Here is a 23,251-nt window from a genome sequence, read left to right on the forward strand (position 1 = left end):
GAGAGATTGTATATTTGTGGAGAATAGATAAGCAAACTGTGAGGATGAATCAAAAGGATACGGGGACTTGTGAAAGGTCACCGAGAATGAAGGTGCAATGATTATAAACAGGAAAAGCCGGACAAATGTCCGGCTTTTTTAATGCATTTTAGGGTGTAGGTTTAGTAAGCTGTAGTGCAGCACAGGAATGACGCTCGATCAGCGCGGGACGAATCATGTGATGTGCGTATCCGTCGTTAGATGGTTGCTCAATCAGTGAGACGAGCAGACGCACTGCGGATTCGGCCAGAGCAGATTTGCGCTGATCGATGGTGGACAATGTGATTTTGGGTAGCGCTGCGTAGCTGATATTGTCAAAGCCAAGCAGTGAAACGTCTTCCGGGATGCGGATATTAAATTCATCTGCCGCCTGAATGACGCCGAGTGCGAGCGAATCGGTTGCAGCAAAAATCGCAGTACAGGTCAGCCCTTGAGCAAAAAGCTGCTTGCCCAGTTGATAACCGGCCTGAAGTGAAGAACTGTTTTCTGGGTTTTCGATCACGTTGAGGGTCAAACCGCGCTGCTCCATTGCACGCAGGAAACCGTGATAGCGCAGCTGGTGGGTAATACTGGACGGGCGGAAACCAAGATAGGTGATATCCCGATGACCTAGCTCGAGCAGATATTCAGCAGCCATGCGCCCGCCGGCGCGATTGTCCACACTGACGGCGTTGACACAATATTCATCTTCATCAGAGATGGATGCACCCAGAAGCACCGAAGGGATGGTCTTGTGGTATTCGTGCAGGCAGGCACGCGCCTCGTTGCGTGAGCTGCCTAGAATGATACCGTCGACCTGATGACTGATCAGGAAGTCCATAAGTTCCCCGATGTTATTTTCGTAGTGGATGCTATTACACAGCATAACGTTATAATGCATTTGCCGTGCAAATGTTTCGATTTCGAGCGCAAGTTCTGCATAAAATGGGTTGGTGATGTCCGGAACAACCAAACCGATGACGTTGGTTTTGCTGCAGGTCAGGCTGCGTGCAAGTGCGTTGGTACGGTAGCCCTCCTGTTTGCAGATTTCCAGAATTCGTTTGCGGGTCTGTTCGCTGACCTCGCTGGAACCGCTGAGTGCGCGGGAAATGGTTGCGTAGGATACTCCTGCGATGCGTGCGATGTCTTTGATGGTGACACGTTTCATCTCCCGAATCCTCCTATCAAATTTTTCTTAACATTATGATACTGAAAAACGCGGAAAAATACAAGTTTTTTGGGAGAAGAAATCGGGAAAGAACGATTATTTGAAAAATGTATCGCGATATGCGCAGACTTCTGCGGTGGAAGCACGGAGTGGGCCGGGAGATTCCATTTTGAGGGAAACTGCAGCAGTGGCGAAGAGCAGGGCATCGGGGATAGGGATGTTTTGAACACGCTGTGCTAGATATGCACCGAATACGGTGTCGCCGCGACCGGTACGGCCGGAAAGATTGCGCGCTTTGACTGGACAGGTGTAGAACTGGGTACCGTCATAGACCAGCATTTCCTGGTTGTGAGAGATCAGGATTTCCTTTGCACCCCAGTCGTGTAGGATCTGGGCGGCTTTGCGTCGGTCATCGGTGCCGGTCAGGATCTCAGCTTCAGCTGCGTCGGTTTTGAGAAAATCAAAGTCGGACAAATGCTCTTTTTTAACCTTCCAGTCGTGAAAATTCATCTGGCCATCCTCGTTATGGCGTAAAAATCCCTGAATATCAGCTGAAAGCATACCGCGTTTTTTCAGTCCGTCCAGCAGTTCCAACGGAAAATCGCCGTAGAGCAATCCTGCCAGGTGGTAAAGTTTGCAGTCGATTGCGGGAATATCAGACAGCGGAATGGAATCGGATTGTGCCAGACATTCGGCTTTTCTGCGTTCCCGATCGGCTGTAAAATAGGTATTACGCATAAGCGTGGTCTTTTGTGAGGGGAGCAGCGCGATGTGGTCAGTGTCCAAATCAAAAGCATCTAGGATATCGGGATCGTTGGGACTGATCTTGACAGAAGCGTACACGTTTGCACCGGCAGAACGCGCGGCGTAAGTGCAAAAATAGACTGCGCCACCGATTTCCTCGACAACTTGGCCGGTGTAATCGATGTTGATGTCGCGTGTTGCGGGACCAATAAACATAAGATCATACTTCATAGTGCTTCCATCCTTTCGAAAATGCATTACGAAATCGTTTGCGTAAATCATATTACGATAAAACCAAGTATAGCAGGGTGAGGAAAGAAAATCTATTGTATGATTCGCACAAAAAAGAAAGAACTAAATCGAACAAAACGTAGGAAATGTAAAAACTCGTTGACAGGAAAACAAGCTGGTGATAAGATTTGATTAAAGATGTTGGAAACGTTTACGGAAAGCAAAAAGGAGGGTAGTTGTGAAGATTCAGGCGGTATTTTTTGATATCGGCGGAACAATTCACGTCCAGGATGCCACACCGGAACAAGATGTCCGATATGCTAGTCTGGTGCATGAGCTTCTGGAAGAACATGGCATAGAGGCGGGAACACCGCATGATTTACTGCAAAAGATAGACTGCGGTGCTAAAAAATACAAAAAATATGTAGAAGAACATCTGATAGAACTGCCGGGAGAGCAGATTTGGACAGAGTATATGCTGCCAGGTGTACCGGGATTAGAACCCATCAGTGAGCAGCTGAGTTTTCTGTTTGACCGCTATCGCAAACAGATTACGCCGCGTAAAGGTTTGCATGAAATGCTGGGGACGCTTCGAGCACAGGGCTATCAGCTCGGAGTGATTTCTAACATTATGAGTCGGACGTTTGTGCCGCGTATTCTGGAAGAATACGGGATTGCAGAATACTTTCAGACTCTTACACTCAGTAGCGAATGCGGTATCCGCAAGCCGCGCCGGGAGATCTTTGATCTGGCACTAAAAGAAGCTGGAGTTGACAGACAGGCTGCATGCTATGTAGGGGACACGATCTCACGCGATGTGCGCGGTGCCCGATGGGCTGAGTGGCCGCTGATGATCCAGATTGATAATCCGCGTACTTACCATAAGGATCAGGCATTTCGGGACGCTGGATTTGAACCCGATGTACGGATTCAGAATTTGATGGAAATTATTCCTGTTTTGCAGGACGATCACAAAAAAGATATCACTTGACCTAACATGTGAATCGGTCAGGAAAGGGGAGGATATTGATGAGAACAAATGCGGAGATTCAAAGCTATTCCAAATCAAAACGGATCAAAAATCAGATTCTGGAGGTTGTGACCAATCCGTACAACGTTATTGTACTGATCGCGATTGTCCTTTTGACCTATCTGATTGTGCTGCCGCTGCTGGACATGATCTCGACCACCTTTGTACTGGCGCAGCGTGATGCACGCTCGGCAGGCGGTACGACCGGCGAATTCACTCTTTACTATTGGCACCGCTTGCTGGCCAGTGAACTGACGGGTAAGCTGCTGCTCCAGCCGCTGCTCAATTCGCTGCTGATTGGTGTTTGCGTCTCGGTTCTGGCGATTACGCTTGGTTCGGTGCTCGCGTGGCTCATGGTTCGCACCGACCTGCCGTTTAAAAAGTTTTTCTCGCTTGCGGTTATTATCCCGTACATGATTCCTTCCTGGTGTAAGTCGCAGGCGTGGCTGACTATGTTTAAGACCGAGCGTATCGGTGGCGCACCTGGATTTTTGACCAGCTTGGGTGTTAACGTTCCGGAATGGTTGGCATACGGCCCGGTTGCTATCATTTTGGTGCTTTCGCTGCACTATTACGCATATGCATATCTGCTAGTTTCGGCAGCGCTCAATTCGATCAACTCCGAACTTGAGGAGATGGGCGAGATTCAGGGCGCAGGCAAAATGATGATCCTGCGTAAGATCACTTTCCCGCTCGTACTGCCTGCCATGTTGTCGGCAGTCATCCTGACCTTCTCTAAGGCGATTGGTACCTTTGGTGTTATCAACTACTTGGGCAATCCGGTCAACTTTGTGACCCTGTCCAGCCAGCTCTATATGAATAACAAGTCACAGAACACCGAAACCGCGTTTGCAATGGCACTTATCCTCATTTGTATCGCATCGATTTCGGTCTTTATGAACCAGAAGTTGATCGGTTCGCGTAAATCCTACGCAACCATCGGCGGCAAAGGCGGACGCTCGACCGAAATCCGTTTGGGTATACATAAGCCCATTATTACGATCGTACTCATTCTGTTCTTTATCGTCGGTATTATGATGCCTATTCTGCTGCTCATTCTGGAATCCTTTATGCTCCGTGAAGGTATCTATGCACTGTCCAACTTCACCCTGCACTATTGGATTGGTGACCCGGATCCGACCATTATGGAAGGTCTGCCTGGTATCTTTAAGAATGATGACTTTATCAACGCACTGCTTAACTCGATCAAGCTTACCTTCGTTACCGGTATTCTCGGTACGATCTTCGGCCAGATTCTTGGCTATATCTGTGCAAAGGGTCGCGGAAAGCTGCACGGCAAAATCGTGGAACAGCTGGTATTCATTCCGTACCTGATTCCGTCGGTTGCATTCGGCGGTATCTTCCTCTCGATGTTCTCCACACCTCAGACCATCTTTGGTGTGACCATTATTCCGTCGCTGTATGGTACATTCGCTCTGATTTCGTTGACTTCGGTTGTCAAGCACCTGCCGTTTGCATCGCGTGCCGGTACGAGCAACATGCTCCAGATCAGCGGCGAGCTGGAAGAGGCAGCTTCCATCGTGGGCGCAGGCTTCTTCAAACGCTTTGCACGCATCGTATTCCCGCTGTCCAAGGGCGGTTTCATTTCGGGCTTCATGCTGATCTTCGTATCGATCATGAAGGAACTCGACCTGATTATCCTGATTATGACCCCCAAGACCACAACGCTACCGTATCTGGCATTCCAGTACGCCAACGGCAACTCGCCTCAGGCATCGGATTGCGTCGCGATTGTTATGTTCTCCATCGTATTTTTGGTTTACGCGATTGCGAACATCTTCGGTGATGCTGACCTGGCAAAGAGCATGGGCGGCTGATGACCGGACACAAGTACAATGACAGGCAGAAATAGAAATGAGGGAGTGTAACGATTATGAGCAAGATTGAACTGCGGCATATTGATAAATATTACGGCAAAAACCATATTTTGAAGGACGTTAACCTGACGATCGAAGACGGCGATTTCATGACATTGCTCGGCCCGTCCGGCTGCGGCAAAACAACCACGCTGCGTGTTGTTTCCGGCTTGGAAAAGCCGCAGGGCGGTACCATTCACATTGACGGCAAGGAGATCGTCAACGCTGCCGAGGCACATTTCGCGCCGCCGAGCGAACGCGGACTGAATCTGGTATTCCAGTCCTACGCACTCTGGCCGCACATGACCGTGCGTGAGAACATCTCGTTTGGCCTGAAAATTCAGAAGCTGTCGAAGGAAGAGCAGGAAAAGCGTGTGCAGTCGGCACTGAAGCGTATGCAGATTGCGCAGTACATCGACCGCTATCCCTCTGAACTGTCTGGCGGCCAGCAGCAGCGCGTCGCCATTGCCCGTGCGATCGCCTCCGAACCCCATCTGCTGCTGCTCGACGAGCCGCTGTCCAACCTGGATGCCAAGCTTCGTGTAGACATGCGCAGCGAGCTCAAACGTCTGCACACCGAGACCGGTACGACTATGATCTACGTTACGCATGACCAGACCGAGGCACTGACCATGTCGACCAAGATCGCGATTTTCCGCGAGGGCGTCATTGTCCAGATCGCGCCGCCACTCGAGCTGTATAACAACCCGTGCAATCTGTATGTTGCGGATTTCATCGGCAATCCGCGTATTAACTTTGTACAGGCGCAGGCGGAATACGACACAAAGGGCATGCGCGTGCATGGCCCGCTGGGTGACATGACCTTCTCGCGTGAGGACATGACAGAGGATGCACCGACGAGCGGAAGCGGTGCGGTGGTCCTGGGTATTCGTCCTGAACAGCTGTGCATCAACACAGCACGCCTGTCGCCCGCGGATATAGAGGCGCATATTTACACCTCCATGCCGGCGGGTTCTGAGACCCTGATTACGGTCAAGAAGGACGATACAACAATGGTCATCAAGGCCCTGGGTATTACTCATTACAACCCTGACCAGACCGTCTATGTCGCACTGGATACCAAGAAGATCAACGTCTTTGACAAACAGAGTGAAAGACTGGTCAAGTATTCCCGTTGAGTCATAATTTAGAAACCATATAACCTGATACGCAGAAAAAAGGAGGAAAAATCAATGTTGCAGCATAAACGATGGATTTCCGCAGCGTTAGCAGCCGTTATGACCTTGTCTCTGACCGCGTGCGGCGGCAAGACCGAGACGGCAGAGGTCAATGAGAACGGTGAGACCGAATGGGAGGCCAATGCCGACATCTTCAACATGGATCAGACCGGAGAAGAGCTCTATGAGCTGGCCAAGCAGGAGGGCAAGGTCACCTTCTACTCGATTTCCTCGCGCTGCACTAAGATTGCCGAGGCATTCGAGGCTAAGTATCCGGGAATCGAGTGCGAATCCTTTGATATTTCTACCAATGAGCTGCTTGAGAAGGTGACCCGTGAACACGAGGCTGGACAGCACACAGCAGATGTCGTACATATCAAGGATCAGGATGGTTCTTTGTGGAACGAGTACGTACAGAACAAGATTTTCTACAATTACTTGCCGACCGATATTTCAGAGCATATTGATCCGGTGTATACCGAGACGCAGGTCCCGCTGTACATTGAACTGACCCAGCTGTTCTACAACGCAGAAGCTTACCCGGACGGTGCCCCCATCAGTAATATCTGGGAGATCACACAGCCCGAATGGAAGGGACGCATTATGATGCAGAACCCGCTCGACAACGTATCCTGGGGTTCCTGGATCACCGGCTTCTGCACGGGAGAAGCCCCAGACCAACTGGCAGCAGCATATAAGGAACTAACGGGCGAAGAGCTGACCCTGAGTGAGGGATGTGAGAATGCTGGATATGAGTTCCTTAAGCGCCTGCACGACAACGAACCGATTTTCACTTCGTCCTCGGATGAGATCGCTGAAGCAGTCGGTACCCGCGGCCAGACCAATCCGCCGATCGGCTTCTGTGCATCGTCCAAGCTGCGCAAAAACGTAGATAACGACTGGTGCCTGGCACCCATCAACCTGTATCCGACGACCGGTATCCCGGCCATCAATACGCTGTATGTCGTTGAAGGCTGCGAGCATCCGAACGCTGCCAAGCTGCTCATTCGCTTCATGCTTGGCGGCACTGATGGTGACCTGAGCGGCTATGAGCCCTTTAATACGCTGGGTGGCTGGCCGGTTCGCGACGATATCGAGCCTGCGGAAGGTTCGACGCCGTATGACGAGCTGTATGTCTCGGCATTTGATCCGGTTGCGATTTACGACAATATCAACGTTGTCCGTGATTTCTGGACGCTGCTTGGATAAAGAAAGCATGCAGAGGGACGGATAAGATCACTGTAAGGGAGGAGACACAAAATGAGTCTGTTTTTCACAAAGGAAGGTAAGCGCAAGAGTCCGCGCATCCTGTCCTATTTCTTCGGTGCGCTGCTGTTTGCGGTGATCTTTGGCCTGGTGTATGCGCTGCTGACCGTTCCGCTGCAATCTTTGCCCATTCAAAACCAAACCATTCTGACTGCGGTACAAATCGTCCTGATCGCTCTTGTGGGTACCCTGTGTTGCTGTCTGCTGTTTTTCCTGCGGGACAAGCGCATCGTGCCATACAGCTTTGCCGGACTTGCCGTTCTGGTTATGATGTTTTACGTTGCCGCACTGGCACTTGATTCCGCCGCGCGTGTGAATATGATTTATCTGGTGTCGCTCTATGGATTGGGGCCTGCAGTGATCGGCAATCTGATCAGCTGGAGTATTTATCACAGACTCAGCTGCTGCAAGCAGACGAACATGTGGGGATAAGGAGGTCGATGGCATGAAACGGGTGACACTCAAAGACGTTGCCGCCCGCGCGGGTGTCAGCTTTTCTACAGTATCCCGTGCACTCAATGATCGTCCGGAGATCAGTGCGCAGACCAAGGCACAGGTCAACGCGGCGTGCAAGGAACTGGGATATATACCCAATATTGCGGCACGCGGACTGGTCAGACGGGAAACGCGAACGATTGGACTTTTGGTACCGGATATTTCAAATGATTATTTTGCCGGCGTAGCCCTGGCGGTCGAGAAGACCGCTAGGGAAAACGGCTATCGTGTACTGGTATGCAGTTCGCTGCGTGATCCGGTGCGAGAATCTGAAGCCTTGGACGGCTTGCTGTCTCAACAGGTAGATGGTGTGATCTTGGCTCCGGTTTCGGTCACTTCAGCACGGCAGCTAGAGCAGATGCTGCAAAGTGTCCCGCATATTTATCTGGGCAACAACCATAGTGACACATGCAGCTATGTCGTAGTCGACAATAAGCGCGGCGCGTATGAGGCGACACGGTATCTGCTGTGTTTAGGGCATCGCAATATCCTGTTTTTGGGTGGACATACCGATTCATTGACGCGGCAATATCGCGTGCGGGGATTTCGCAAAGCGATGGAGGAGACAGCCGATACGAAAGCACAGGAATTGGTCGAGTGTAATAGTGCTCAGCAGACCGATCGTATGATCGAACATCTTCTGCGCGAAAAAGATCTGCCCGATGCGATTTTTGCTCACTCTGACCGGATTGCCCTGAGGGTTTTGCAGGCGGCGGATGAGTGCGGAATTGCAATTCCCGATCAGCTGTCATTGATGGGGTTTGATAACATTTCGTATGCCGATCTGCCGCGCATCAACCTGACCACGGTCTCGCAGCATAAAGGTCGTATTGGCCATACGGCAGTTTTGCGGCTGCTGGCACAGATTGGGGGCAGTACCGAACAGACGGTGGATGTGCTCAAACCAGAGCTGATGATTCGTGGCACTTGCCGGGCGCGTTCGGTGCGCTGAAAGGCGGAAAATGTACATGGAAAAATTGGAATTTCAAAAGAGAATTGCACTGGGAAAAAGGCTTGCGCAGCAATCGCAGGCGCAGATTATGTCCGAGATATCCCAGTTCACACACACAGAACATATTGACGGGCCAGCCTACCATCCAACGCCTGATCGGATGCTGTATGCGGCGGTGTTTAATCTGGAACGCGGCACATACGCAGATGCATGCGCGGATTTTTTGCTGGACTGTCCGGATTGCCGACCGGTCGATCTGATTTTTGCCAATGAACTCGATGACGGATGTATCCGGTCGGGCGGTGGAAATACCACCAGAGTGCTGGCTGAGCGGCTGGGCATGCACGCGGTATTTGGATTGGAATTCGTCGAGCTCAGCGCCGGAGCTGAGGAGAAAGGATTCCATGGCAATGCGTTGCTGTCCCGCTGGCCGATTGTGTGGTCGGAGGTGCTGCGCTTACCCGAGGCATATAATTGGTATTTCGACCGGCAGACCCGGATCGGTGGCCGGTGTGCGGTTTTTGCACGACTGGACTTAGGTGATCGTGAAATTGGTGCGGTGTCAGTGCATTTGGAAAACCGGACGGATGGTATCGGACGGCGGGAACAAATGCAGGCAGTACTCAAACATGCTGCACGGGTATTTGATGGATTGCCCGTCATCATCGGCGGTGATCTCAATACAAATACCTTTGACGGACGGGACACGGATGTGATTCGGCTGCTTGCGGACAATCCGGAGATTTACCGCAGTCACCTGGAAGAAATGACCGAGCGGGAGCCAGTGTTTGAAGCGGCACGTATTGCCGGTTACGCATGGCAGCCGGCCAGTGCAATGACGCGGCGCAAACCGCTGCCCGATGGTCGGATATTGGAATTACAGCTGGATTGGATTTTGTACCGCGGGGTGCAGCTCGCAGACAGTCGGGTTGCATCTACCTGTGCAGACGATTGGACGTTCACGCGGGAAGGGGAAGCACTCAAACGATTTTCTGGACAGCAATTGAGCGACCACAACGTCGTTTGGGCCAAGCTGTATATTTAGAAAAAAGGAGGGATCACATGCTGGACACGGTACAATTTGACATGGGCGGCACGCTGGAAGATATCTGGTACAACGAGGAAACGGCCGAGCGGGCCGCACGTGGCTTGCTCGATCTGTTGGAACAACATGGACTGACCGTATCATGCGGACAGTCGGTGTTCTGGGAACAGGTTCAGCAGGGGGTCAGTCGATATAAAGCGTGGAGCGAAGGCGCAGCGCTGGAAAAAAAACCGGAGGAAATTTGGCCGATGTATTATCTGGCCAGTCTGGGACTGTCGGATGAAAAAGTGGGAGAAATTGCCGAGGAACTGGCAGATTTCTGGGAAGTGACCTATTATCACCGTGAGCTGCGTCCAGGCGTTCGGGAAACCCTGGAAGCGCTCAAGACACGGGGATATAAATTAGGCGTGATTTCCAACACGGCATCATTGTATTCGGTTTTTAATGTGCTTGAGCATTATGGTATTCGCGATTATTTTCAGGATGTTACGTTGTCGAGTGTGACTGGCTATCGCAAACCGCATCCGGGAATTTTTCAGATTTCCTTGCGGCAGATGCAGAGCAAGCCGGAAAACTGCGTTTATGTGGGCGATACCCGCTCACGTGATATCATGGGCGCAAAGCGGGCTGGCTTTGGGCTTGCCGTGCAGATCGGCTCGGCACTGACCGCGCAGAAGGACATATCAACCGACCCATATTGGCAGCCGGATGCACGGATCACATCCATCCCTGAGCTGCTTGATGTGCTTGCCGCACGTGATGATGCCCTGTAAGCAAAATTCCGGAGGTGATCGACATTGTACAAGATAGAGACGCACCTGCACACGACTTATATCAGTCATTGCGGATGGCTGGGTGCACAGGCGATTATAAAAGCTTATGCCGCAGCGGGCTATGCGGCGATCTGCGTGACCGACCATTACAACCGCGAATGTTTTGACTATGCAGAAATCGACCTGACCACACCGGGCAGCAAGACCGAAGATTTTCTGCTTGGATATCGACGGCTGAAACGTGAAGCTGAACGCTATGGCATCCGGGTATATGAGGGTGCGGAGCTTCGTTTTGATGAATCGGACAATGATTATCTGCTGTATGGTTTCCACCATGCGCTGCTCGCCGATCCTGATGCCGTCATGCGGGGTGGATTGGAACGTTTTGTACCGGCCTATCGTGCAGACGGTGCATTGCTTGTGCAGGCGCATCCGTTCCGGAAAAAATGTAGTCCGGCACCGGCCGCGTGGCTGGACGGAATAGAAGTGTTGAACCTGAACCCGCGACATGATAGCAGAAATGATTTGGCATTGGAATATGCGCAGGCCAACCGATTGATTATGACATCGGGGTCGGACTGTCATAGACCAGGTGACGAGGCGAAAGGCGGCATCTTGTCAGATACTTTGCCAGAGGACAGTTTTGCCTTTGCCCAGCTGCTCAGATCGGGAAAATATTCACTCATAAAACCCTGACAAACTTTTCTCTCTTCTCTTCACACCGGATTGGTATGCCCTGCCGAGCAAAAGGCACACCATAATTTGGGATATTTGGTTTTGCGGAAAAACGGTGTCCGCGGGCATACCATCCATCCGGGAATATGCAAAAAAGCGTTCGAGCCTATGGCTTGAACGCTTTTTTGATGTTCCTTTCTTGTGATAGAATCGGAATGAAAATCCTATTTAGTCGTATCATTAGATTTAGAAAAGTATGCGAACATAAACAGAGCGTGCGAGATAATAGATAAAAGAAAACAGCCGCGTCAAGCGGCTGTTTCTTATATCTATGAAATTGTCACATCTCCATGAGCTTGCGCAGGGCACAGATGTAAATTTGCGTCATGCTGCGCAGGCTGTCGATGGATAAGAACTCATTGGGTTCGTGTGCGAGTTCTTCCTCCCAAGGGAAGAGCGGGCCGAACGCGACTGCGCAGGGCAGTGCACGGGCGTAGGTTGCACCGCCGATGGCCAGCGGCTGGCTGTCCCGATCCCCGGTGACCTGCTGGTAGGCATCTAGCAGCGTGCGCACGAGCGGGTCGTTGGGCTCGAAATAGACGGGCGGCAGGTGATCGACTTCGGTATATCCAAAGCCGGTCAGTGCGCTGCGCACCTGCTTCTGCACGGTTTCCTGACTTGCCGATGCCGGATAACGGATGTCCGCCTGAATGTGGACGGCACCGGACGTATCCATGGAAATAACACCCAGATTGAGCGTCAAAGCACCGGATACTTCATCCTGCATGTCCAATCCCAGCTTGGAGCCGGTATAGTCGCCAGCCTGCACCATGGCCTGCGCGAGCTCAGCGTGAGAAAAGTCTGTTTTGAGGGCGCACAGTGCTTCCATCAAGCGCGTAATTGCAGAGATACCCTTTTCCGGTGTCATGCAGTGCGCGCTTTTTCCCTGTGCGCAGACAGTCAGCTGTAAGCCGTCACGCACAACCTCAACGCCGTCAAGTTTGGTCTGGCAGTCTGTCGCGGTCGCCTCATCAGAGCACAGGAGTACGCACTGCGCGGCATCCGGGATCATATTGCGCGAAGTACCGCCGGACAGTGCGGCCAGCTGAATGGGCGCGCGATGGTTGGGAACAAATTCGCTGTGCAGGTCGAAATCCAGCAAGCCTTTTTCACAGAAGATCAGCGGGAAATTACCGTCCGGGACGATGGAGACTGACGGCAGGTCGGTGGTGTGTGCCAGATAGTGCCGGATGCACTGCCAGGACTCCTCCTCGTTGGCACCCACAATCAGACGCAGACAGCAGTCGTCCGGAATCTGACCGCTTTCCTGCAAATAGCGCATGGCATAGAGTGCACTGATCAGCGGTCCCTTGTCGTCGGACGAACCGCGGCCATACAACCGTCCATCGCGTTCGGTCAGCGCAAAAGGTTCGGTGTTCCAGCCTGCACCAGCGGGAACGACGTCGATGTGACACAGAATGCCGATCATGCGCGAACCAGTGCCGACCGTGATCTCACCGGCGTAGCCGTCCACATTGCGTACCTGCATATCGAACGAACGACTCAAGTCCAGAACTGCCTGGAGTGCATCCGAAACCCCTTTGCCAAACGGCGGATGCTGGCTGTCTTGGGGATCGTATACACTTTCAAGCGACACAAGGTTTGATAACTGTGCGATCATTTCCGACAGATGCTGGTCTACAAAACGTTCCATAGGTTGACTCCTTTTTTGAAATCTTTTCAATTTCCTTTGTTGATTTTTGGATTCACTCCAAAGAACACCGCGCGGGAATCCAGTATAATGAACAAGAATAAGATAGAAAGCGGTGATTTTCCATGAATCCTTTGTTACAGAATGCTGCGGACAAGCTGATCCGCGAGATTTTTGCCGTTCAGCCCGGTGAGACCGTGGTCATCACAGCCGACGACGACTCGGATGCAGCTGTCGTGCAGGCAGTATATGAGAGTGCCCATGCGGTTGGTGCGCATCCGCTCAAGGTACAGATGCCGACCCCGCGCGGCGTGGGCAAGGCGGCCGATCCTGATTTGGCACTCGACGCACTCAGCGGTATGCTGCTGCACGCCGACGTGTGGATCGAGTTCAATCACCAGTGGCTGCTGTATTCGACCCCGTTCGAGCGCGCCGAGGCACAGAACAAGAAGCTGCGCTATATGTGCCTGGTAGATTTTAATGAGGCACTGATGATTCGCACGATCGGACAGGTCGAGACCGCACAGCTGCGCGACTTTATGCTGGCTGTGACCGAGCGTACCAAGAATGCAAAGCACATGCGTGTCACCACACCGGCAGGCTGTGACGTATCGTTCGAGATCGAGCCCAAGCATTATACCGCTTGCGATTGCGGCGACGCCTCCAAGCCGGGTATCCACATGCTGACCGGTCAGATCAACGTCGTACCGCGCTTTGGCACCATTCAGGGCAAGATCGTGTTTGACGGTTCGGTGACGCCGCCGTTTGGCCGTATTCCCGACGCACCCATCTGTCTGACCATTGAAAACAGTGTCATCACCGAGGTGACCGGCGGCGAGGACGCTGCTGTGTTCCGCAAGCATCTGGAAAGCTTTGAGGACACGGGCATGTTTAAGCTGGCACATATTGCGTACGGCTTCAATCCGGGTGCAATTCTGACCGGAAACATTGTCGAGGACGAGCGCATTTGGGGTTCTACCGAATGGGGAATCGGCTATGTCAGCCCGTTTGATGCACCGCCGCACGGACAGGACGCCAAGTCGCATTGCGACGGTATCTGCCTCAATTCGTCGGTCTGGCTGGATGGCGTACAGATCATGGACGAGGGCAAAATCGTGGAGAAGGCGCTTGCCGCGCTGGTTCCGCCGCTGCCCAATCGCTGAGTTGGAAAAAGGATCGCGTTTGCGATCCTTTTTTGTTTAGTTTACCTGCTTGCGGCGCAGGATGGATTCCAGCACCAGATAGACGATGGCAGCGATCACCATGCCATTGACGAAGGAGACGCCGAACGGCAGGCGCGTGGAAGCAAAGCCGAGAATCAGGGCGATAAAGCCGTTGAGATGCCAGCCATCGCGCGGCTGATAGAACTTGACCGAGCCGTGCGCCAGCACCCAGTACTCGATCAGGAAGATGCCGACGATGGGCATGAACATGTCGCCCAGCAGATACAGGAAGGCCTCAAAATATCCGGCAATGCCGATGGCAGCCAGCGCCGTACCGATGACACCGAGTACAACTGTCGCAGCCGAGCGCTTGTTTTCCGCCAGACCAAAGACCATGACGGCGTTCAGACCGGCACTGTAAGCGTTGGTGGTGTTGGTCGTCCAGGTTGCCAGAATGAGCACGACCATACCCAGAACGGGCAGACCGATGTCGCAGAACACCAGCGAGATATCATACTGATTTGCAATCCGGGTCATGACCGCACCCAGAACCAGCATGGCGATACCTGCGGGCATAACGCCGATGACCGAGGACAGGAAGGTGTCACGGCGCGTGCGCTGATAGCGGGTGAAATCGGGCGCGTTGAGCGCACCGGTCGCCATAAAGCTGACGGTCAAAACGACGCCGTCGGCAAAGGACATGGTCTGCGCAATGGGCTCGGACAGCGCTGCCGTGCCAAAACGGGAAATTGCCATCACACAGCCGATGCAGGTGACGACGACCAGGGCAGGAATGGCGAACTTGTTGAGTTTGTCCAGCGCGTTGATGCCGTAGACCGCCGTGATGAGCATGATGACGCCCCAGAGAATGGTGGAGACGGCAACCGGGAGCTCAAAGCCAAAGGCCTGACTGAGCAGGTTGGAGAATGCCGAGCCGCATACACCGTTCTGTACGGCAAACCAGCCGATCATGGAGATCATGAACAGGGCACTGATGAGCTTGGAGGAACCCTGCTGGCCAAAGCTGCCCGAGGCGACGACGCAGGTCGGAACTCCCAGATCGCTGCCGATAATACCGACTGCAACCATCAGCAGTGCGGTGATCAGATAGCCGATCACGCCGGAGAGAATGGCCTGTCCGATCGGCATGGCCTGTGCCAGCATACCGCCCAGCATCAGGCTGGGTACGCAGATCAGAATACCGGCCTGGATGAGTGCGACATCGAGCCAGGATTTGCGTTCTTCCATCGGTACCGGTTGGAGTACAACGCTTTCGGTCTTGTCTGTTGTCTTCACGAGAGAAAAGCACCCCTTTGATTTTTTTCATTAAAACAATACTACAAGAAAATCTCACGCGGTGCTTTATAAAAATTACAAAAAATGATGTTTTATTTTAGGAGATCTTCAAACTCTGGGTCGCGGCCTAAAATCTGATGCAGGTGAACGGCTGCGCCGACGGCTTCGTAGAAACGAATGGGGTCGTGCTCCATGTTCAGCAGCGTTTTCACGCGGTTGATGCGGTAACGCACGGTGTTCTCGTGCTGACGCAGCATTTGAGCCGATTTTTTGAAATCACTCGTACAGTGCACGAAGACTTGCAGGGTGTTCCATAGCTCACGGCATCCTTCGGGGGAAGTACCCGCGCGTAGCGCATGGGTAAAAGCGGCGCAGAAATCCTGTGCTTCGCGTGAGTTGCGCAGCGGAAAGAGCAGCTGTGTGATGGAAAGCGGGTCATAGGACTGCTCGCTTACGCCCTCCGCGCAGGCCATGTCCAGCGCAATGCGCGCCTCCTGTACGGCTTTTGCCACCCAGTGACGAGGATAACTGCGGCTGATGCCCAGCACGGTCTGTTCAAAATACTGCGCAATCGTGTTTCGGGTGACCTCCAGATGCACGCGGAGCGCGTGCGCATCATCAGCACTGAGCAAAATAATGCGGCTCTGGTGCTCGTCGATGTAGATGTCACCCGCACGGTTGAGCCAGAGAGTGTTCCACTCAAAGCCGGCAAGCTGCGATTTCAGGCGGCCGAGAAAGCAGACCGCCATGATCTGACTGCCGATTTGCCGGTTCATACTTTCGAGCAGATGAATGCGCTCGGAAGCGGTGGTCTGGTCGTTGCAAATCTTGTCCAGACGAAGCTGATTGATGAGATTCAGATTTTCAATCGCGATATAGCGGTTGATGGTGTCCATGATCTGTGCATAAGCGATGTCATCGGACAGATAAACGATTGGAAAGTGGTTTTGATCGCACAGTGCACGGATACGGTCGTTAATGAGTACAGGCTGCTGTGCAATGAGGCAGACGCCGCTGCACTGACCGGCAATCAGAACGCGGAATACCTCAAAAAGTGCGTCGGAATCCGCGCTGAATTGCAGCAGACCGGTGACGAAGAAGTCACCCGGAGCGATGATACCCTGTTCAATGACATCCATACCGAACGGACTGTCAAAAACCGATACGCGCTCGACGGTACGGAAGCAGCCATCTGCACCAGCCAGCAGCTGCGCGTGTTCAAAAAGGGGATTTTCCAAGATATAGTGCAGCGATACGTTCATAAATATTCCATCACCCAGCCCAGCGCTGGCCTCCTGTTGCTTTTTTCTTTCTATTGTAAGACATGTGGCAAAGCTGTCAAGCGATTGCGCGAGATTTGCAGAGAAAAATCTCTTTTCCGCAACAAAAGCATATCAAAAAGCCCTCCAGAAACAGATGATCCTGCGGTCATGCTCTTCGTAGTAGTCTTTTTCTGATCTCTTTCCAGTGCTCAGCCTTGCCGGATAGACGGTCGGTACATCTTGAAATTTGATTTTGGGCGGTTGGTGACGAATTTGAGGGCGGAGGCAGGGCGCACGCAATGTTCCAATACGGCACTTAAATTTTGAGAATAACTATGATATAATATGATAACACCATTTCAGACCGATTGGATGCTGCCTAATGTTCAGCGCATGATCGGGGAAAAGAGGTTATTATGATCGACCAAACTATTGTTGCAAGACTGCAAAAAGATGTAAAACTCTCACAGACAGAAAAAAGCGTGATGCAGTATCTTGTAGAGAATACAGATGAAGCGATTAAGATTGGAATTCGTGGTGTCGCACAGAAGGGATATACCTCGACGGCAACCGTCATGCGTCTGGCAAAAAAGCTGGGATTTGAAGGTTTTCGTGAGATGGTATACTCATTTCGCAATGAAATGAACCAGGCCTCCAATACTCTGCCGGAGGAATTGCGCGAGCAGATTCATTTTATCTATGACATGCAGAAGCTGGACATCTTTTTCCGCATTTTGGCACGTAAGGGATTTATCTGCATTCAAGCCGAGGGACACTCAGCGCTGCTTGCCGAATATCTGGAGAAAAAGCTGCTGGGCAACGCGTGTATTGTAATCCGCAAAGAATACTTGGGCGCAGACACCATTGTGCGCAACTTCCGTGACCAACTGGACGCGATGGTCATTATCTCCAAGTCGGGCAATTCGATTGCCGGTGTCGAGGTGGCGAACAAGTGCAAAAAGGCGCAGATTCCGACGGTTGTCTTTACGGGCAATGCGCGCAGCGAGCTCAGCCGCATCTGTGACACGGTGTTCATCATCAAGGACAGTCATCCCTTTGATCCGGAAAACCTGCAGGCCAATTACTTTTTCGGCTACTGCATTTTAGCCTTTGAGGAAATCTTTGCAATCTACAATCATCAAATTTAAATCGAAACATGAAAAAACAGCCGCATTTCTGCGGCTGTTTTCTTTTGACGGAGTGCGAAATTACTTTAGTTCAGGCCAGTAATCCTTGTTTGCCTCCATCAGCTCATCGAGGACGGCCTTGCCCACAGCGTAGGAGGGGACAGTACGGTTGAGCAGGACGGCCTGAAGTGCCTTCTGATAGGAACCGGTCAGCGCAGCTTCGACGGCCAGTTTCTCGTAGCCCTTCTGTGCTTCCATGAGGGACTTGTGGAACTGGGGGATGTAGCCGACCGAAACCGGCTCGATGCCGCCAGCGCTGACGTAGCAGGGAACCTCGACCACAGCGTCGTGGTTAAAGTTTCCGATTGCGCCGTGGTTCATGGTGTTGATGATAAAACGTTCATGGGTGTTGTTGATGATTGCGTTTGCAATATCAACGATGTAGTTGCCATGTACACCGGTGTGCAGTGAGCTGTCCTTGGTGGTACCGGCTGCGATGCAGCGCTCGCAGTCGTCAAAGACGACCTTTTCACGCACATCGAGTACATAATTTGCACGGGTGTAGTTGGGGTCCATGTGCGAGACGATCTCGTTGTGGAAGTAGTAGTAAGAGATGTAGACGAGCGGGAGGAACTCAGGGTATGCCTGGAAGCCCTCGATCACATGCTTGTACATCTCGCCCCAGTAGTTGTCGTGCTTTTCCTCGGCCTCTGCGTTGACCAGGCTGACCGTCTCGGACAGTACGCGCTCGCGCAGGGCGGGGAGCAGGTCGTTGCCGTCCTTGTCGTAGATGTTGGTGAACCAGCCGAAGTGGTTGAGGCCAAAGTACTTGAAGGTCAGGTCCTTGTGCGGGATACCCAGGAAGTCTGCGATGGTCTCCTCCTGCGAGATGGGCATATCGCAGATGCACAGTGCCTTGGCGTTGGGGTAGGTGCGGTAGATTGCTTCGGAGATCATGGCCTCGGGGTTAGAGTAGTTGAGAATCCATGCGTTGGGGCAAATCTCCTGTGCCTTGCCTACGATGTCCAGGATTGCCGGAATGCAGCGCAGTGCGAAGGAGAAGCCGCCCAGACCGCAGGTTTCCTGACCGAGGATGCCGTGGCTCAGCGGGATTTTTTCGTCCTTCTCGCGCTGCTGGTTGCAGCCCGGACGAATCTGAACGAACAGGAAATCAGCGCCGCGGAATGCGGTTTCGATGTCTGTGGTGTACGAGACCGGTACGCCCTGCGCATGTTCACGGGCGTATAACTCGCAGAACTGACCGGTGCGTGCAACGCGGGCTGCGTCGATATCGTACAGAACGATTTCGCTGAGCTTGAGGTCGTCCTTGCGCGAGAGCAGGACGGCGACGATGGCGGGGGTGTAGGAAGAACCGGCGCCGACGACGACAAATTTATTTTTCTTCATGGGAAAGGCCTCCTGAGTCGTGGAAAACGGTTTAGATGATCTGCTCGATTTCAGCCATAACCTGCTGAACTTCCGAGCCAATGATGATCTGTACGCTGGTATCGGACAGGGTGATGACGCCCTTGACGCCCATCTGCTTGATCTTTTCCAGATTCATCAGCGAAGCGTCCTTGGTCTCGACACGCAGACGGGTCATGCAGTGGCCAATATTTTCGATGTTGGCAGCACCGCCCAGATTTTCGACGATCTTCTTAGCAATGTAAGCGTAATTCTTGTTGGACAGGGTTGCGTTCTTTTCTTCCTCGGTGATTTCTTCGGAATCGATGAAGTCATCCTCACGGCCCAGGGTCTTGAGGTTGTACTTGACGATCAGGAAGCGGAAGGTGAAGTAGTAGAGTGCGAAGAATGCGATGCCAACCGGGATAATCAGGATGACATTGCTGCCAAGACCCCAGTTGAGTACGAGGTCGATGATGTTACCGCCCGAGGAGAAGCCGATGCGGATGCCGAGCAGGTAGCAGACAGCGCCTGCCAGACCGGTGTACAGTGCGTGAACAAAGTACAGCTGGGGTGCAACGAACATGAAGGAGAACTCGAGGGGCTCGGTGATACCGGTGACGAAAGAGGTGATGGCCGAGGAGGTCATCAGACCCTTGACTTCGCTCTTGCGCTTCTTTGCGCACTTGTACATGGCCAGTGCAGCACCGGGCAGACCGAACATCATAACGACGAAGAACATGGACAGGAACAGGCCGGCAGTGGGATCGCCTGCGAGGAAGCGGGTCATCTCACCGGTAACGACCGTGCCGTCTGCCTGGGTGTAAGAGCCGAGGTTAAAGTAGATGTAAGAGTTGAAGACATGATGCAGACCGACCGGGATGAGCAGACGGTTGAGGAAACCGAAGATGAAGACACCGACAGCGCCGAGCTTGGCAATACCGATTGCGAAGCCGTCGAGTACCATCTGAATGGGCGGCCAGATAAAGCTCAGCACATAGCCGAGGCCAACGGTTGCGATGGGAGCGAGGGTGATAACGAACTTTTCACCGGTAAAGAAGTCGAAGATTTTGGGGGTCTTCCAATCCTTACTGTGGTTGAAGATCCATGCGGTGAAGCAGCCGACGATGATACCGGCGAAGATGCCCATGCTGATGGTCTCGTCGAGTGCAGCCAGCGTGGACTTGAGTACCAGGATGGACAGCAAGCTCGCAACCATGGGCGATACCTTGTCCTTTGCCTTGGCGAAGGCAACAACGGCACCGAGTGCAAAGAGAATGTCCATGTTGCCGAATACGATATCACCGGCCGACTTGAGCAGCGGGATATCGAGCATATCCGGGGAAGCGATACGGGACAGGATACCGGCAACCGGCATGGCAGTAACCGGAACGAGCATAGATCGGCCGAGTTGTGCTAACTTTTTCTTAAAACTGTTCAGTGCCGCTTTCATTTGCGTACCTCCTGATAAAATGTTTTATAATTTGCCAGGGAAACGTCTTCTAACTGTTCGATAAATGCCTTGGTGGCCGGGCTGATGAGCAGATCGACCTCACACATGCGGTGCAGGTTGAACGAAGAGTGCAGCATGACGGCGGTATCCAGATAAGCCGGATGGCACATGATCTCAACGCAGTCCAGCGTCTTGAACGCCTCGAGCAGAATGCGGTGCATGTTGGACTCGATCGCCGGTGCATACTCGGTCAGCGGCGTGTGGAAATGTGCACCTGAACCCTCGATGAAATCGACGAGATAGTTCGGACACGGAACACCCTGCACGTGATTGTCGGTGCAGTCGCGTCTGGAATTTCGTACCGGCAGGTCATACTCGCGTGCCAGACGGACAAAAACGTCCTCCAGACCGCGGAACGTATGTACATGGTGGTGAGAATCCAGATGGGTCGGCTCGATGCCGGCTGCAAGCACCTTTTCAATCTGTGCCTTCCATTCACGGTAGACTTCATCTTTGTCTAACGGCTGTTCTTCATTGTGATAGTAAGCCTGGGAATGGAAATCACCGTTGGGTTCGGTGAGGGTTTTGTGGTCGGTCAGTACCGGACGGCCACAGGTCAAGGTCAGGTGCACGCCTACACCCAAGGAAGGATGCGCCTTGGCCAGAGAGACCGCGTGATCGAATCCGGGCATTCCGGCCATGAGCGTGGTCGAGGTGAGCACGCCGCGCAGATGACTTTCAATAATGCCGTAGTTGACTCCGTAGGAGTAACCAAAGTCATCCGCATTCAAGATCAGATGTTTCATATTCTCTCCCCTTTGTTTGGACTGACCTTAGTATAGACATTGCCATTTGCAGTGTAAATAGGCCGAGAGGCTTTGGTAACAATTTACAAAAAGATGTTTTTTGTGTCTATGAAAATTGGATAAATCTCATTCTGCTGATTTGTGAAAAACGACATTTTGAGACAGAATGCGGCGAAAAACAGAATGATAGAGCATGAAAAATGGAGATTTCTGGAAACAAAGGGGGATTGTGATAGGAAAGATGCGGTTTTCCATCATATTCCCTATGGATATGGAATCATTCTGCAAGATGTTAAAGTAAAAGAGGATACCGGTTACATGTTTATAAAATGGTGTAAATTGCATAAGAAACGACAAGTTTCATGGTAAAAACGTAAAAAATAGAAAAATGAGATTGACAATAAAAGCGGAAAATGATATGATGCAGACAATGATAGGGAAGCGGTTACACATCGAACAACCCGGAAAAGGGGAGTGTTATATGGTTACAATACAGGATATTGCCGAGATTGCAGGCGTTTCCAAGGCGACTGTATCCCGCGTTATCAATCGCACCGGCTATGTCAATGAAAAGACGCGTGAGCGCGTGCAGGCGGTGATCGATCAGTACCATTACAGCCCGTCGGCCTCGGCGGTCAATCTGTCCCGGCGCGAGACCAATACGATCGGCGTCATCGTACCCGAGATCGCCAATACATTTTTTGGAGAATTGCTGCACGGCATCGGTGAAGTGATTGATCAGACCGATTTCACCTCGTTTTATTTTGACAGCGACAACAACAGCGACAAAGAAGAGCGTGCCATTTTGGCTTTGGAGCAGCAGCGCGTGCGCGGTTTGCTCATCACACCGGCGCAGGATTCGGACGCTGCGGTCAATCGACGGCTGTATAGCTATCTGGAACGACTGAATGTGCCGACTGTAGTTGTTGATCGTGATTTTCCCGGTTCCAAATGGGACGGGGTTTTCTTTGAGAACTACCAGAGTGGATACTGCGCAGCGGAGGCGTTGATTGCGGCGGGAAACCGAACGCTGGGCATGATTACCGGAGATTTGCGCCTCAAAATTGCGCGGGAGCGTTACGAAGGCTTTTTGCAGGCCGCACAGGACGGCGGCTGTCCGGTGTCCGAACAGCATATTTACCAGGGCGATTTCACTATCGAAGGGGCGTATGCAGCCGCAAAGCGCATGCTGGAGTCGGATGACCGTCCGCAGGCTGTCCTGACCAGCAATAACTTGACCTCGCTGGGATTTTTGAAGGCAGTCACCGAGAAGGGGATGCAGATTGGACGGGATATCGCGGTCATCGGCATTGACCACATCCCGGAATTGGATATCTTAAACTATGGGTTCAGCTGTGTGGCGCGCGACACCGTACAGATGGGACGGTTGGCCATGCAGGTGCTTCTCGAGCGCATGCAAAACCCGGACAAACAGCGGCAAATCTGCATGATTCCGCACCGGCTCATTCTTAAGGGCAGCGAAAAAATGGATGCATGATCCATTTTTTTACCCGGATATGTAACCGGTTACACACGAGCGTTTGTTCATACATTTACAAAAATAGAAAGGAAGAGAG

The 23,251-nt window shown here is 52.3% G+C and carries 21 protein-coding genes; 13 read left to right on the plus strand and 8 right to left on the minus strand.

Annotation, left to right across the window (positions count from 1 at the left end; genetic code table 11):
* Positions 1–148: 148 nt before the first annotated feature.
* Positions 149–1,186, minus strand: coding sequence for a LacI family DNA-binding transcriptional regulator (locus tag B5F17_RS02545; RefSeq protein ID WP_016147427.1), 1,038 nt, complete (start codon positions 1,184–1,186; stop codon positions 149–151).
* A gap of 96 nt (positions 1,187–1,282) precedes the next feature.
* On the minus strand, positions 1,283–2,161 hold the full coding sequence (locus B5F17_RS02550; RefSeq protein ID WP_162608056.1) for a PfkB family carbohydrate kinase: 879 nt from the start codon (positions 2,159–2,161) through the stop codon (positions 1,283–1,285).
* Between the two features lie 238 nt (positions 2,162–2,399).
* On the opposite strand from B5F17_RS02550, the gene B5F17_RS02555 reads away from it, so the two are divergent.
* The 9 genes from B5F17_RS02555 to B5F17_RS02590 are packed head-to-tail and all read left to right on the plus strand — an operon-like array spanning position 2,400 to position 11,473.
* Positions 2,400–3,152 (plus strand): HAD family hydrolase, encoded by a 753-nt coding sequence (locus tag B5F17_RS02555; protein WP_087370437.1) that lies wholly within the window; start codon positions 2,400–2,402, stop codon positions 3,150–3,152.
* Between the two features lie 38 nt (positions 3,153–3,190).
* On the plus strand, positions 3,191–5,029 hold the full coding sequence (locus B5F17_RS02560) for an ABC transporter permease (RefSeq protein ID WP_087370440.1): 1,839 nt from the start codon (positions 3,191–3,193) through the stop codon (positions 5,027–5,029).
* Positions 5,030–5,085: 56 nt separating this feature from the next.
* Positions 5,086–6,207, plus strand: coding sequence for an ABC transporter ATP-binding protein (locus tag B5F17_RS02565; protein ID WP_087370443.1), 1,122 nt, complete (start codon positions 5,086–5,088; stop codon positions 6,205–6,207).
* 54 nt (positions 6,208–6,261) lie between these two features.
* The gene (locus tag B5F17_RS02570; RefSeq protein WP_087370446.1) at positions 6,262–7,455 is read left to right on the plus strand and encodes an ABC transporter substrate-binding protein; all 1,194 of its coding nucleotides are present in this window, start codon (positions 6,262–6,264) and stop codon (positions 7,453–7,455) included.
* Between the two features lie 51 nt (positions 7,456–7,506).
* A complete protein-coding gene (locus tag B5F17_RS02575) occupies positions 7,507–7,944 on the plus strand; it encodes a hypothetical protein (protein WP_087370449.1) in 438 nt (145 codons plus the stop codon).
* Positions 7,945–7,957: 13 nt separating this feature from the next.
* Entirely contained in the window at positions 7,958–8,959 is a 1,002-nt protein-coding gene (locus tag B5F17_RS02580; RefSeq protein ID WP_087370452.1) for a LacI family DNA-binding transcriptional regulator, read from the plus strand.
* Positions 8,960–8,975: 16 nt separating this feature from the next.
* On the plus strand, positions 8,976–10,004 hold the full coding sequence (locus B5F17_RS14775) for an endonuclease/exonuclease/phosphatase family protein (RefSeq protein WP_162608057.1): 1,029 nt from the start codon (positions 8,976–8,978) through the stop codon (positions 10,002–10,004).
* 17 nt (positions 10,005–10,021) lie between these two features.
* On the plus strand, positions 10,022–10,777 hold the full coding sequence (locus B5F17_RS02585) for an HAD family hydrolase (RefSeq protein WP_016147418.1): 756 nt from the start codon (positions 10,022–10,024) through the stop codon (positions 10,775–10,777).
* A gap of 24 nt (positions 10,778–10,801) precedes the next feature.
* Positions 10,802–11,473, plus strand: a complete 672-nt coding sequence (locus B5F17_RS02590) for a PHP domain-containing protein (RefSeq protein WP_016147417.1) — start codon at positions 10,802–10,804, stop codon at positions 11,471–11,473.
* A gap of 319 nt (positions 11,474–11,792) precedes the next feature.
* Here B5F17_RS02590 and B5F17_RS02595 read toward each other — a convergent pair whose 3' ends face one another.
* Positions 11,793–13,166 (minus strand): Sapep family Mn(2+)-dependent dipeptidase, encoded by a 1,374-nt coding sequence (locus B5F17_RS02595; protein ID WP_087370458.1) that lies wholly within the window; start codon positions 13,164–13,166, stop codon positions 11,793–11,795.
* Positions 13,167–13,288: 122 nt separating this feature from the next.
* Between B5F17_RS02595 and B5F17_RS02600 the strand changes: the two genes are divergently transcribed.
* The gene (locus tag B5F17_RS02600; protein WP_087370461.1) at positions 13,289–14,326 is read left to right on the plus strand and encodes a 2,5-dihydroxypyridine 5,6-dioxygenase NicX family protein; all 1,038 of its coding nucleotides are present in this window, start codon (positions 13,289–13,291) and stop codon (positions 14,324–14,326) included.
* A 36-nt stretch (positions 14,327–14,362) separates the two neighbouring features.
* Here B5F17_RS02600 and B5F17_RS02605 read toward each other — a convergent pair whose 3' ends face one another.
* Entirely contained in the window at positions 14,363–15,574 is a 1,212-nt protein-coding gene (locus tag B5F17_RS02605) for a cytosine permease (RefSeq protein ID WP_143287656.1), read from the minus strand.
* Positions 15,575–15,714: 140 nt separating this feature from the next.
* Positions 15,715–16,884, minus strand: coding sequence for a PucR family transcriptional regulator (locus tag B5F17_RS02610; RefSeq protein ID WP_087370467.1), 1,170 nt, complete (start codon positions 16,882–16,884; stop codon positions 15,715–15,717).
* A gap of 416 nt (positions 16,885–17,300) precedes the next feature.
* On the opposite strand from B5F17_RS02610, the gene B5F17_RS02615 reads away from it, so the two are divergent.
* On the plus strand, positions 17,301–18,032 hold the full coding sequence (locus tag B5F17_RS02615; protein ID WP_087370471.1) for a MurR/RpiR family transcriptional regulator: 732 nt from the start codon (positions 17,301–17,303) through the stop codon (positions 18,030–18,032).
* Positions 18,033–18,092: 60 nt separating this feature from the next.
* Here B5F17_RS02615 and B5F17_RS02620 read toward each other — a convergent pair whose 3' ends face one another.
* The 3 genes from B5F17_RS02620 to chbG are packed head-to-tail and all read right to left on the minus strand — an operon-like array spanning position 18,093 to position 21,674.
* Positions 18,093–19,418, minus strand: coding sequence for a family 4 glycosyl hydrolase (locus B5F17_RS02620; RefSeq protein ID WP_087370474.1), 1,326 nt, complete (start codon positions 19,416–19,418; stop codon positions 18,093–18,095).
* Between the two features lie 31 nt (positions 19,419–19,449).
* Positions 19,450–20,868, minus strand: coding sequence for a PTS transporter subunit EIIC (locus B5F17_RS02625; protein ID WP_087370478.1), 1,419 nt, complete (start codon positions 20,866–20,868; stop codon positions 19,450–19,452).
* Positions 20,865–21,674: a chitin disaccharide deacetylase gene (gene chbG / locus B5F17_RS02630; protein WP_087370481.1), complete on the minus strand. Its 810-nt coding sequence runs from the start codon at positions 21,672–21,674 to the stop codon at positions 20,865–20,867. The genes B5F17_RS02625 and chbG overlap by 4 nt, the downstream gene beginning before the upstream one ends.
* 141 nt (positions 21,675–21,815) lie before the next feature.
* Here chbG and B5F17_RS14580 point away from each other — a divergent pair, with 141 nt between their 5' ends.
* On the plus strand, positions 21,816–22,043 hold the full coding sequence (locus B5F17_RS14580) for a hypothetical protein (protein WP_143287657.1): 228 nt from the start codon (positions 21,816–21,818) through the stop codon (positions 22,041–22,043).
* Between the two features lie 112 nt (positions 22,044–22,155).
* The gene (locus B5F17_RS02635; protein ID WP_087370484.1) at positions 22,156–23,172 is read left to right on the plus strand and encodes a LacI family DNA-binding transcriptional regulator; all 1,017 of its coding nucleotides are present in this window, start codon (positions 22,156–22,158) and stop codon (positions 23,170–23,172) included.
* Positions 23,173–23,251: the final 79 nt, after the last annotated feature.

The organism is Butyricicoccus pullicaecorum (assembly GCF_002160355.1).
In the GTDB taxonomy this organism is placed as follows: domain Bacteria; phylum Bacillota; class Clostridia; order Oscillospirales; family Butyricicoccaceae; genus Butyricicoccus; species Butyricicoccus pullicaecorum.